Consider the following 12,582-nt stretch of genomic DNA (forward strand, 5'->3'; position numbering starts at 1 on the left):
TGACGATCCCGTCCTTGTCGATCGGGCCGGTCGCTTCGGCTGATATGCCGCGACGATCATAATTGCCCGCCGTCGCGACTAGGCGCATGGCGCTGATATCGCCGGGCACCTTCGACACATAGTTGATGATGCCGCCGGGCGAACCAGGGCCGAAGAAAAGCCCTGCCGGTCCCTTCAACACTTCCACCCGTTCGATATTGAAAAGCTGGGGCACGGAAAAACCGATGAACGGATTGCCGCGCATCCCGTCGTAGAAGGACTGGTCCTGGCGAAAGCCGCGGAAGGTGACGCCTGCATAGCTAAAGAAGCTGACACCCGAAATATTGCGATAGATGTCGGTCGCGTCGCGCGCGCCTTGATCGGCAAACAGATCCTTGTTGATCACCTGCAAGGCTTGCGGAATGTCGAGCGGATCTTCGGCGCTTTTGCCGACGGTCGTGGTTTCGGTGCGGTAAAGGCGCTGCGCGCGGCCCGTCACGATGATCTGATCGCTATCAGCCATGGCGGCATCGGGTGCCGCCGCAGGAACCTCCTGCGCAGAAGCCACCGCCGCCCAAGCCGACAAGGAAACAGACGCAAACAGCGCCGCGCGGAAAATGGACAAGACAAACCCCCATATCGTTCATCGCTAATGATAGTGATTCGCGATAGTGAGTTTGAAGGGTCAGGGCAAGCCGCCCTGTCTCATTTTATGACCTTAACCCAACCGGAAGAGCGCGCTCGCATGCGGCCTCAGCGGGATGGCGACATGCTTGGCGACCGGCGCGAGGTCGCGGCGCGCCCACAGGTCGCGCAGCGTCATGGGCTGCCTCACGCCGATCGTTTCGAGGGGGATGGAAACGTCCCGCGTCTTGGTCCCAAGGTTGAACAGCGCAAGATAGCGCGCCTTCCCGTCCTCGGACGCCGCCGACCAGACCCGCAATCCGTCTTCAAGGAAGTGCGGGCGGTTGTCCTGGCTCGCCTGGTTGACCGCCAGCACTTCGGGGTTGGTCAGCAGCGCCACCGTGGCCGCATCAAGGTGGCGCAGGTCGCCGCCCATGATCAACGGCGATCGGGTGATCGACCATAAAGTCATCAATGTCTGCTGTTCGTCGGGCGTGAACCGCGACACCCGCTCGCCCAAGGCGATGCGGCCGAGCGGCAGCATGTCCGCATCGGGCCAGGCGCCGGGACCACGAAACGGGGTCCAATTCTCCAGCCGCGTGAACTGCGCTTCCAATTGCGCCCATTCGTCCCAGAAATCATCGGAAATGCGCCACATCTGCGCATGACGGCGGACATGGTCGCCGCGCAACAGCGGTGTCTCGCCGGGGGACAGGCTCAGGATCATCGGCCGCCCGCAGCGGGCAATGGCCGTCGCCGCCGCTTCGATCTCCGGCGCGCGGCTGTCATAGGGACGGCTCATATCGTCCATTTTGATGAAATCGACACCCCATGAAGCGTAGAGTTTGAACAGCCCGTCATAATAGGCCTGCGCGCCGGGCTTCGTCATGTCCACGCCATACATGTCCGGGTTCCACGCGCAGATGGAAGTCGTGTCGGCAATATCCTGCGCGCGGACATTCGTACCCAGGATCGGCAGGTTCAGCTTCACCGCATGGCGCGAAATGCCGCGCATGACATGAATGCCAAATTGCAGCCCCATCGCATGGACCTTGGCGGCAATCGGCGCGAAGCCCGCACCACCCTTGGCCGATGGAAAGCGATTGGGCGCGGGCACCAGCCGCCCATAGGCGTCCAGCGCCGGAACCGGGTTGGCATTATAGGTGTAGCTGCTCGCTTCCGGCTCATACCACTGAATGTCGATCGTGAAGACATTATAGCCCGATGGCAGCAAGGCGTCCCGCATGATCGCAGCGGTCTCCAGCGCCTGATCCTCAGTGATGGTGCCCGCAAAACTGTTCCAGCTGTTCCAACCCATGGGCGGGTGCGGGGCGAGGGGGGAGGCAGGCGGCGGCAGACTGGGCGAGGACGCGGGGGCATTGGCCACCGCCTGTTGCGCAACGCCCGCAAGCGATGCGGCGGTCGCGGCGAACATGGTCCGGCGGGAGATATCCATAATGATGCTGTCCTCTGCCCAATAGAGTTTTGCTCTATTTGTCAGACTAATTGCCGCCCCGCAACCGGGGACGGAAAGGGACAAGGCCGCAATGAAAGACCGCCCTATCGGTCCGGGTCGCTTGCCTGCCAGCGCAGATGCACCGGCGCATCCCCCGGCCGCCACGGCGAAACGCGCCCCATGATCGCGCTGAACAGGTCCGACGTCAGATAGCGCGACAGCCAGTTTTGAAGGTTGGGCAGCGGCTGCATGGCAAACCAGGTTGGATCGACAGCGGCGAATTGCCGCACGAACGGGATGATCGCGGCATCGGCGAACCCGCGGGCCGGGCCGCATAGATAAATCGACTCTGCCAACCGTTGTTCGATCTCCAGCAGAAAGGCCAAGCCGCTTGCGCGATGCGTTTCGGCGTGCGTGCCATGACGGTCGGGATATTTGTAGAGATCCAGATCATGTTTGAACGCGCCATCATTGGCCGCCACGAGCGCGGGATCGTCACGGCTCAGCCAGTCCTCTGGATCATGCTGCGCCAAAGCCCATCGCATGATGTCGATGCTCTGGTCGATGACGGTGCCATTGGGCAGGACCAGCACAGGGACGGTGCCCTTGGGCGAGGCGGCCAACATCGCGTCGGGCTTGGCCGACAGCTTCACCTCGCGCAGTTCGACGGCCATGCCACCCACCGCCAGCGCCAGCCGCGCCCGCATCGCATAGGGACAGCGGCGAAAGCTGTAGAGAATCGGTGCTGGCATGCTGCGGTCACTCATGTTGGAGCCAAGGATAGGCACGGCATCAAAACCCCTTCCAATGTAGGAATTCCTCTGATCTATCCTGATAGATGGAACAGTCCCCCAAGCCACACCAGACGCACGCCATGGCCAGGCAGATCCGGTGTCGCGCCACTGGCGCGTTGCCGTCGCATCACTATGACCCAATAGTGACTTCAGCCTTACCTGGACAGTACGTCTCGGGACTATTGACGCACCATTGGGCCTTTTCACCCGACGACATCGTGAACTTCGCCCTGTGACGCTTGTGTCGCTACACCGGCGGTGCCTCAGCGGCGGTGAAGAGCGCGACCGCCTGTTCCAGCCGGGCGACGGCGCGGGTTTCCAGGTCGGGGGTGAAGCGGGGCAGGGGGATCGCCACGGCGAATGCGCCGACCGCGACGCCATCGACCACCGCCGCCATGCCCAGGCCACAGATGCCCGGCGTATATTCCTCGCGCGTGCGCCCCACGCCCGACACACGGATCGCCGCCAGCTCGGCGCGCAACGCGCCCTCATCGGTCACGCTTTGCGGGGTGAACGGCTCCAGCGGCACCTGCGCGAAATAGGCGTCGATCTCCTCGTCGCCCAGACTCGCCAGCAACGCCTTGCCCGCCGCCAGGCTATGCATCGGGATGCGCGTGCCCACGCTGATCGAATAGCGCAGCGACTGTTCCGCCGTCTCGGTGACGATCGCCACCAATTGCCACCCATCGCGCACGAAGAAGGAAGCGGTTTCGTTGGTCTGCGTCCGCAGCGACCGGACCAGCGGCCGCACCTTGTCCGCCAGCGACAGCGCGACGCGCGGCGACCCCAGCCGCGCCAGCGCCGGGCCGGGCAGGTAGCGCCGCCCCTCCCGCGCCAGATAGTGCCGCTCCACCAATGTCGCGAGCAGATAGGACAGGCTGCTGACCGGAATGGCGAGGCCCGCCGCAATCTCCTGCGCCACCACGCCCGCCGGGCGCGCCACGACATATTCGATGATGTCGATGGTCCGCATCGCCGATTTGACGGTGGATGGCGTGGTGGCATTCATGATGGTCGCCCTCCGTTAAAAGGTCAGGCTACCGCGCCGTTCGGCAAAGCGCCATCCCGCTGCAGTCAGGACGAAGCGGTCGTGGAAAGACCCGACCTTGGGCGCGCCTTCGCCGGTGAACAGCAGCATCGCGCTTTCCCCAACGGCCTGCGTCGGGCTGATCACGTCGATCACGACGTTGGAACAGACATGCCGCGTGGTGCGCGCCGGTCGGGCGAGGAAGGCGGCGAGGATCGCTGCGCGCCCCTGCGTCCAGTCGTCCGGCGCGGTCGGGCGCGCCATCCGTCCATCCTCGGCATAGAGGTCAGCCACGCCCTGCCAGTCGGCCGCGTCGTTGAGATTGGCGTAGCGGGCGATCAGTCTGGCGCAATCCGCCTCGATCGCGCGGCGCTCCTCCTCGCTCACAGTCGCGCGTCCGCCAGGTCCGCACCGGCACGGAGCGAACGCAGCTTCTTCCACGTCACCGCCGGGTCGATCTTGCCATATCCGGCAAAGGTGCCAAACCCGCAATCGGTGCTGGCGATGACCCGATCCTTGCCGACGATCCCAGCAAAGCGCTCGATCCGCTGGGCGATCAGTTCGGGATGTTCGACATAGTTGGAGCAGGTATCGATCAGGCCGGGGGCCAGGATCTTGTGATCGGGTATGGTCGCGTCGCGCCACACCGACCATTCATGTTCGTGGCACGGATTGGCGGCTTCGAACAGGACGGTGGCCGGGCGCGCGGGCAGGATGATGTCGATGACCTTTTCCAGCGGAATGTCATGATCATGCGGGCCTTCATAATTGCCCCAGCAGATATGCATCCGCATCCGTTCGGGCGGAATATTGGCGGTGGCGGCGTTGAGCGCATCGACATTGGCGGACGCGATCTTGAGGAACTCCTCGTCGCTGGCGTCCTGATAGCCGGTGTGGCGCGACATCGCCAAATCGGGGCAATCGAGTTGCAGGTCGAAGCCCGCCGCCACGATCGTCTCATATTCTTCACGCATCGCATCGACCAGATCGGCCAGATAGGCTTCGTGGCTGGGATAATGGCGGTTGACCTGGAAGGCGGTGATCAGGCCGGGCGACGCCGCATTCATGAAGGCGCGCACGCCCTCGCCATGGGGCGCGAGCGCCGTTTTGAACCGGCGGATATCGTCATGCAGCGGCTCCAACGTCACCAGTCGCACCGGGCCGATGCAGGAGGCGCGGGTAAATTCCTGGGAACCCATGATCCCAGCCAGCTTCTGCCGCAATTCGGGCAGCGGGGCGAGGTCGGCGGCGGGCCTGCGGTCGATATGGCCGCCAAAGCCGGTCAGCCGCTCGATCATATAGGTGGAATAGCCGACCTTGCCCAATTCGCCGTCGCTGACGATGGTGACGCCGGCGTCGATCTGGGCGGTTACCGCGTCTGTAACGGCGGCCTGGACTTGCGTGTCAAAGGCGTGCGCGTCATAGGGTTCACCCTTGTCGCGGGCCAGCAACAGTGGCGTCAGGGCGTCGCCGCGCGGCAGGCTGCCGACATGGGTCGTGGCTATGGGCATGAAAATCCTCCTCCAGTTGAAGGACATTCTGCCACAAATTCATGGATGTGGATATATCGCAAACATGAAAATACGCACCGGGGCGAACCCCGGTGCGTTGCACGGCGATCGGACCATTCAGCCCTCGGTCGGTGCCTTCGCCTTGGTCAGGTCATAGGCGCCCAGACCCGGCTTGTAGCTCTTTTCGTCGATGAACTGGCGGATGCCTTCCTTGCGGCCTTCGCTCTTGTCATGGAAATTGGCCGCTTCCTGCATACGGACCAGATAATCCTCCGCCTCGTCATAGGTCATGGTGCTGACGCGGCGCACCGCATCCTTGGCGAATTTGAGCGCAACCGGGTTCTTGGCCAGCAGCTTGTTGGCAACCTCGCGGGTGCGCTCCTTGAGCTGGTCGAGCGGCACGCTTTCATTGACCAGCCGCATCGCCGACGCCTGCTTGCCGTCGATCAGGTCGCCGGTCAGCGTCAGCCACATGGCGTCGCGCATCGGCAGCAGGTCGACAACCACCTTGGTCACGCCACCGCCGGGCAGGATGCCCCAGTTGATTTCGGACAGGCCGAACTGCGCTTCATCGGCGCAGATGGCGAGGTCGCAGGCAAACAGGGGGCCGAAACCGCCGCCAAAGCACCAGCCATTGACCATGGCGATGGTGAGCTTTTGATACCAGCGCAGGCGGCGGAACCAGCCATAGCTTTCGCGCTGCGACTTGCGCACGCCGCGCAGGCCGTCGGCTTCGGTCTCACGGAAATATTCCTTCAGGTCCATGCCCGCCGACCAGGCCGTGCCTTCGCCGCTCAGCACCAGCACGCCGACATCGTCACGAAATTCCAGCTCGTCCAGAACCTCCATCATGCGACGGTTGAGCGTTGGGCTCATCGCGTTGCGCTTGGCGGGGCGATTGAAATTCACCCAGGCGATGCCGTCCTCGACCGCAAAGGAAACGACGTCTTCTTGGTTTTCCATGATCCTGCTCCCGATAGAATGTATGCTTGGGATACAGTAAGCGGGGGTCGGGTTGCAAGTGAATAATGCATCGCGCCTTTCCGCACACACCAAGGCGGATGATCTATCGCGATCGAATATGCTAGGTCGCGCTGCATGAGCAGGACAGACGCACAGGCCAAGGGTGAAGACACGGACGGCGCGGGCACGCGGCGGGGCCAGATATTGGCGATCGCCGCGCAGCTCTTCGCGCGCAAGGGCTATCGCGGCACATCAATGCGCGACATCGGCGAAGCGGCGGGCGTGTTGGGCGGCTCACTCTACCATCATATCAAATCGAAGGACGCGCTGTTCGTCGAACTGCATCACGCCGCGCTGGATGGGGCCGAGGCACGGATCGCAGCGGCCGTGGCGGCGCAGAGCGACCCATGGGCGCAGCTGGAAGCGGCCTGCGCTGCGCTGCTGGAAGTCCAGCTCGATCCCGATTCGCTGACGATGCCGATGATGAATGATTTTCGCGAAGTGCCCGACGCCGTGCGCGTGGCGCTGGTCGAACGGCGCGACCGGTTCGAACAATTGTTCCGCGCTATCGTCGCCGCGCTGCCGCTACCGGCTAAGATCGACCGGTCGCTCTATCGCAACCTGCTGCTGTCGCAGCTCAACAGTGTGGCGGACTGGTATCGGCCAGGGCGGCTGACGCCACGCGACATCGCCGCGCAGATCGCCCGCCTTTACCGCCATGACTGACGCTGGACGTTATTTCGTAGCGCTCTTGAGATATGCGATGAGATTGGCGCGATCCGCAGCCTGCGGCACACCGGCAAAGGCCATGCGATTGCCCGGAACGACCGCGCTCGGTTTGGCGAGGAAGGCATCCAATGTCTTGGCATCCCACCGTATCTTCGCCTTTTGCATGGCGGGCGAGTAAGTGAAGCCTGCGATGGTTCCTGACGTCCGCCCAAACAGGCCGTTGAGCGCCGGACCCATTTTCTTGGGGCCTGGCTTCACGTCATGGCAGAGCGCGCAGCGGGCAAATACCACCTTGCCCTTCACGGCATCGCCTGCCTGCGCGAGGGCCGTAGCAGGCGTGATTGTCGCCAAGGCAAGCAAAGATCCGGCAAAAATACGCGCTATCGTCATTGTCAGGTCTCTGTCCTTCTACCCGGATTCGCAGGCTGCATGCCCAGCGTTATCGAACATGCAGCCTGAACGGTAGTGGAAGATTGACGCAGAGCGTAGGTGAATGAATAGGCCTAGCGCGTGAGCGCGCCGTGCGTCCCGATCCAGCGCACGAAGGCGTCGAACCAGCCGGTGCTGGTCGTGTCCTTCTGATACATGCCAAAGCCATGACCGCCCCGTTCGTAGAGATGGAATTCGGCCGGGCGCTTGGCGGCGCGCCAGTCGTCGATGAGCGCGATGCCGCCATTGGCGAAGAACGGGTCGTCAGCGGCCAGAGCGACGAATAGCGGCGGCGCGTCGGCCGGGACTTTCATGGAGGATAGCGGCCCATAGATATTGCCGATGAAGGCGGGCTTGGCATCCTGGCCCGCAAGCGCCGTCGCCATGGTCAGCATGGCACCGGCGGAAAAGCCGACCATGCCGATCCGATCGGCATCGACGCCCCATTCGGCCTTGCGCTGACGGATCAGCGCGAAGGCGGCGCGGGCATCGGCGATCTGGGGCGAGAGGTCACCGAAATTGGGGTCGGGGGCTGGGCGGGGTGGTCGAGCGGTAGTGGAAAACATCTCCTGCATCGACTTTTCAAAGGCCGGCATGTCCGCTGGCGTCTGGCGCAGGCGATATTTCAGGACGAAAGCGGCAACGCCGCGATCGGCCAGCGCCTTGGCCACGTCCCAGCCTTCATTGTTCATCGACAGGGTTCGAAATCCGCCGCCTGGTGCCACAACGATGGCCGCGCCGGTCGCCTTGGCAGGATCGGGCAGGAAGGGAGTGAGCGTTGCGACCGTGACGTTGCGCGCAAACAGGCTGCCATATTGGCTGTGCCAGGATTCCTTGGCCGTCGCACCGGGGAGGGCGGGCGTTCCCAGTTCAATGGCGGTCGGCTGCGCGGGGATGGCGATCGGCACCATCTTGTCGTCCTGAGCCTGGGCCGCGATCGGCGCTGTGATGAGCCAAGTGGCTGCTCCGATCATTGTGGCGAAACCAACTATGCGTTTCATCTGCATCTCTCCTTTGCCTTTTATCTATTTAGCTGTCCCAAATGGCCGCCTGTCATTTTGGCAGGTCGACCCTCTCGCGGATGGTGTAGCCGACGGTCTGGACCGGACTGCCGGTGCCCGGCTGCCCGCCGCCGATGCTCAATTGATAGTCGCCGGGGATGAGCGCGCGCACGCCGTCCCGCGTCACGAAGCTCAGGTCACGGGGCGACAGGGTGAAGGCGACTTCCTTCCCTTCGCCCGGCTTGAGCGATACGCGGGCAAAGCCACGCAGGGCGGTGCGGGGTGCGCCATCGAAGCCGGGGGGCGTCACGTAAAGCTGGACGACATCATCGCCCGCCCGTGCGCCGCTATTGGTGACGACCGTCCGTACGGTCAGGCCGTCCTTGGCAATGGCGTCGGTCGCGCCCAGCGTGGGCGCTGCATAGCTGAACTGCGTGTAGCTGAGCCCATGGCCGAACGGATAGACGGGCGTACCCTTGAAATAGCGATAGGTGCGCCCGTCCATGCCATAATCGGTAAAGGGCGGAAGATCATCGACGCTCTTGTAGAAAGTGACGGGCAGGCGTCCGGCCGGATTGGTCTTTCCCGACAGGACATTGGCGACCGCCAACCCGCCCGACTGGCCGGGATACCAGGCCTCCACGATGGCCGAGGCATGGTCCTTGGCCCAGGATAGATCGACCGCGCTGCCGTTCATGACAACCACGACCAGCGGTTTACCCAGCGCCTTGGCCTTTTCCAGAAAGGCGCGCTGATCGCGGGGCAGGTCGAGCGATGTCTTGTCGCCGCCGATAAAGCCCTCGATCTTGACCGGCATTTCCTCGCCCTCGATATCGGACGTCAGGCCGACGACGGCGACGATCACATCGGCATCCTTCGCGCCGTCCGCCAGGTCGCGATCGACATTGTCGGAAATGCGTTTCCAGAAGATGGTAGGGCTGGGCGCGATGCTGCTCTCCCCCTGGAGACGGATGGCATAGCGCTGGCCCTTGGTCATGCGAACATCGGTCAGATCGAGCGGTTCGGCCCAGCGCGAATAGTCTTCGGCGCTGACCACGGCTTTGCCCTCGAGCGAGACGGTGCCTTTGACGCCCGTCAGCGCGACGCGATACAGCCCCGTTTCCGGCGCGACCAGATAGCCGGTCCAGACGACCTTATAGCGTTTCGACACCTGCTGAAATTCACTCGCGCGGGAAACGAGGCTGGTTTCCACGCGGGTCAGCACGGGCTTGGCTTCGAAACCGTCATCCCCGCTGGCATTGAAATATTCGGCGCGCAGGCCGGGCTTGCCGTCCGGGGTCAACAGCGCGGTGCCGGGAACCGGATCGCCATCGGTAATGGAGGGGCCAAAGGGGATGAGGGTGAGCGCGGAGCCGGGCATCGCCTGCCGGATGCCATCGGCCACCGAAATGGGTGGGGCGCTGCGGGGCGATGAATAATTGCCGCGCAAGACGCGGGTGGCGTCGGCGAGCGGGCCGGTCAATGCAATCTTGGTTCCGGCCTTCAGCGGCAGGATGCCGTCATTCTTGAGCAGGACCAGGCTCTTTTCCGCCGAGGTCAGGGCAAGCACCTGGTGCTCCGCCGTCCCAATCCGACTGACCGGCATGGCATTGGGCTTGCGACTCGACAGGCCGGGGAGGTCGCCATTGCGATAGCGCGCGGAAAACAGCCGGACGAGCGCGGTGTCGATGTCGCTCATGCCGATATAGCCGCGCGCGAGCGAGGCTTTATAGCGATCGCCCAGACCTGTCTGGCCATTGAGCGTCGCATTATTGCATTCGCTATCGACACCCTGGCGCAGCGCGACCGCGACACCGGTAGCGGCGTCGGGCGCAAATTTATGGTTGTCATATATGTCAACGACGGCGTCGCAATCGGACACGACATAGCCGGTAAAGCCCCATGCATCGCGCAGATAATCCTGCAGCAACATAGGACTCCCGCAGGCGGGTTGGCCATCGACCCGGTTATAGGCGCACATGATCGACCCGGCCTTGCCCTCGACGATGGCGGCGCGGAAGGCGGGCAGGTAGCTGTCCTCCAGATCGCGCTTGGTTGCGAAGATATTGTCGGTGTGGCGGCTTGGTTCCGGCCCGCTGTGGACAGCGAAATGCTTGGGTGTGGCGACTATGTCGGGCAGATCGGGATTATCGCCCTGCATCCCCTGGATGAAGGCCACGCCGATCCGGGCCGTGAGGAACGGGTCTTCGCCATAGGTCTCCTGGCCGCGGCCCCATCGGGGATCGCGGAAGAGATTGATGTTGGGCGACCAGGTGTTGAGGCCCGTGCCGATCTTGCCGAGATGCCCAGTCTGGCGACCGAGTGTGTGAAGCGCCTGCACCTCTGTACTGATGGTGGCCGCGACCGTCTTGATCAGCGGCGCATCGAATGTCGCGGCGAGCCCGATCGGTTCTGGGAAATTGGTGGTCGGAACTGCGCCGATCGCGCCATGCAGCGATTCGGTCCACCAGTTATAGGCCGGGATTTTGAGCCGGGGGATGGCCGGTGCCACGTTGAGGAGTTGTTCGACTTTTTCGTCCAGCGTCAATTGATCAACGATGGCCCGCGCCTTGGCATCCGCCTCTTTCCAACTGTCATTGGCAAGCGCAACGCTATGCACAGTCAAGCCGGCCAGGATCATCGCGCCCGCAGCACAGCGTAGGAAAGATGCCTTCATCCTCATGTCTCCCTGAATGCGTCGTTGCGACGTTGGTCTTGGCTAAGGTCACTTCACCCTTGGGGCCGTGCCGTAATTATTATGTCCGCACAAAAACGGCGGCCGAGGAAGCGATGGCTTCCCCGGCGGTGTAGTGTCACTGGGCAGCGCTCTTCGTCGCTGCGCCGCTCAGGATCGGGTTGATCGTGCGGATGCTGCCATCGTCATTATGATGGAGTTCGGTAACCTTGACATTGCGTAACCGGGTCTGTCCCGACAGCTGCGTGTCGGCATAGAAAAGCCACCAGCGGCCATCCCATTCGGCGATTGAATGGTGGGTGGTCCAGCCTTCCACCGGTTCAAGGATGCGGCCCTTATAGGTGAAGGGACCATAGGGCGAATCGCCTACCGCATAGACCAGATAATGGGTGTCGCCGGTCGAATAGCTGAAATAATATTTGCCGTTAAATTTGTGCATCCACGATGCTTCGAAGAAACGGCGATCATGGTCGCCGCCCAACAGGGGCTTGCCCTGTTCATCGACGATCTGCAACGGTCGGGGCGTTTCGGCGAATTCCAGCATGTCGCCGGTCATCTTGGCCACGCGGGGCAGTAGCGCGGGCTTGTCATCCTGCTCCAGGTCGGTCTTCGACCCGTTCGGATCATATTTGCCGTTGGCATAACGCTGCAACTGGCCGCCCCAGATGCCGCCGAAATACATATAGCTTGCGCCATCATCATCGGTGAAGACGGCGGGATCAATCGAATAGCTGCCCTTGATCGGCTGCGGCTGCGCCTTGAACGGCCCCATCGGATCCTTCGACGTTGCAACGCCGATGCGGAACACGCCTTCCTTGTCCTTGGCCGGGAAGTAGAGATAATAAGTGCCATTCTTGCGCGCGGCGTCGGGTGCCCACATCTGGCGATCCGCCCACGGCACATCCTTGACGTCTAGCGCTACCGGTCCGACCGTTACCGGCCCGCCGATCTTGTCCATCGACAGCACGCGATAGTCGCGCATCTCGAAATGGCTGCCAAGATCATCCTCGGCGGTTGGTCCGTCGATATCATGGCTGGGGTAAACATAGATTTTGCCGTCCCAGACATGAGCGGACGGGTCGGCGGTATAGATGTCCTTGACCAGCGGCTGGGACAGATATTTCGAAGCGTCTGCGGCATTGGCGGCTGGCGCCTGCGCATTGTCCGCGCTCTGCTGGCACCCGGCGGTCAACAAGGCCATCGCCAAGGGCAGGGTTCCGAGCAATATCCGTCGCGTCCGGGGCATCAGTCTCTCCTTCATGTTTCGATCATGAATAGCGCTATCATAAGCCTATGGCAATCAGCCTATTGGATATTGTGCCCATCTATAATCGCTGCGATATAAGGCGTGAGAATTGCGGCTCGGATGATGGT

At 62.8% G+C, this 12,582-nt stretch carries 11 protein-coding genes and 1 pseudogene; 1 reads left to right on the plus strand and 11 read right to left on the minus strand.

The window, feature by feature from the left end; translation table 11 throughout:
- Positions 1–187 precede the first annotated feature (187 nt).
- The 7 genes and pseudogenes from BF95_RS28680 to BF95_RS03425 all read right to left on the minus strand — a co-directional run.
- Positions 188–502, minus strand: a pseudogene (locus BF95_RS28680) (TonB-dependent receptor plug domain-containing protein); the annotation flags it as partial.
- A 195-nt stretch (positions 503–697) separates the two neighbouring features.
- Positions 698–2,059 (minus strand): glycoside hydrolase family 27 protein, encoded by a 1,362-nt coding sequence (locus BF95_RS03400; protein WP_043149354.1) that lies wholly within the window; start codon positions 2,057–2,059, stop codon positions 698–700.
- A 104-nt stretch (positions 2,060–2,163) separates the two neighbouring features.
- The gene (locus tag BF95_RS03405; RefSeq protein WP_235209543.1) at positions 2,164–2,826 is read right to left on the minus strand and encodes a glutathione S-transferase; all 663 of its coding nucleotides are present in this window, start codon (positions 2,824–2,826) and stop codon (positions 2,164–2,166) included.
- A gap of 274 nt (positions 2,827–3,100) precedes the next feature.
- Entirely contained in the window at positions 3,101–3,862 is a 762-nt protein-coding gene (locus BF95_RS03410) for an IclR family transcriptional regulator (protein WP_043149356.1), read from the minus strand.
- A 15-nt stretch (positions 3,863–3,877) separates the two neighbouring features.
- Entirely contained in the window at positions 3,878–4,267 is a 390-nt protein-coding gene (locus BF95_RS03415; protein ID WP_200866870.1) for a nuclear transport factor 2 family protein, read from the minus strand.
- The gene (locus BF95_RS03420) at positions 4,264–5,391 is read right to left on the minus strand and encodes a cobalamin-independent methionine synthase II family protein (RefSeq protein WP_043149359.1); all 1,128 of its coding nucleotides are present in this window, start codon (positions 5,389–5,391) and stop codon (positions 4,264–4,266) included. The genes BF95_RS03415 and BF95_RS03420 overlap by 4 nt, the downstream gene beginning before the upstream one ends.
- A gap of 117 nt (positions 5,392–5,508) precedes the next feature.
- Entirely contained in the window at positions 5,509–6,354 is an 846-nt protein-coding gene (locus BF95_RS03425; protein ID WP_043149360.1) for a p-hydroxycinnamoyl CoA hydratase/lyase, read from the minus strand.
- Between the two features lie 135 nt (positions 6,355–6,489).
- On the opposite strand from BF95_RS03425, the gene BF95_RS03430 reads away from it, so the two are divergent.
- Entirely contained in the window at positions 6,490–7,080 is a 591-nt protein-coding gene (locus BF95_RS03430) for a TetR/AcrR family transcriptional regulator (RefSeq protein ID WP_043149361.1), read from the plus strand.
- A gap of 9 nt (positions 7,081–7,089) precedes the next feature.
- Here BF95_RS03430 and BF95_RS03435 read toward each other — a convergent pair whose 3' ends face one another.
- The 4 genes from BF95_RS03435 to BF95_RS03450 form a co-directional block, all read right to left on the minus strand.
- Entirely contained in the window at positions 7,090–7,473 is a 384-nt protein-coding gene (locus BF95_RS03435) for a c-type cytochrome (RefSeq protein ID WP_043149362.1), read from the minus strand.
- Between the two features lie 113 nt (positions 7,474–7,586).
- Positions 7,587–8,513 carry an alpha/beta hydrolase gene (locus tag BF95_RS03440; protein WP_152542537.1) on the minus strand — a complete coding sequence of 309 codons (927 nt, stop codon included), beginning with the start codon at positions 8,511–8,513 and terminating at the stop codon, positions 7,587–7,589.
- Positions 8,514–8,565: 52 nt separating this feature from the next.
- On the minus strand, positions 8,566–11,190 hold the full coding sequence (locus tag BF95_RS03445) for a glycoside hydrolase family 3 C-terminal domain-containing protein (RefSeq protein WP_043149365.1): 2,625 nt from the start codon (positions 11,188–11,190) through the stop codon (positions 8,566–8,568).
- Positions 11,191–11,326: 136 nt separating this feature from the next.
- Positions 11,327–12,454 carry a glycoside hydrolase family 43 protein gene (locus tag BF95_RS03450; protein WP_043149421.1) on the minus strand — a complete coding sequence of 376 codons (1,128 nt, stop codon included), beginning with the start codon at positions 12,452–12,454 and terminating at the stop codon, positions 11,327–11,329.
- Positions 12,455–12,582: the final 128 nt, after the last annotated feature.

This window comes from Sphingobium sp. Ant17, from assembly GCF_000588875.1.
In the GTDB taxonomy this organism is placed as follows: Bacteria; Pseudomonadota; Alphaproteobacteria; order Sphingomonadales; family Sphingomonadaceae; genus Sphingobium.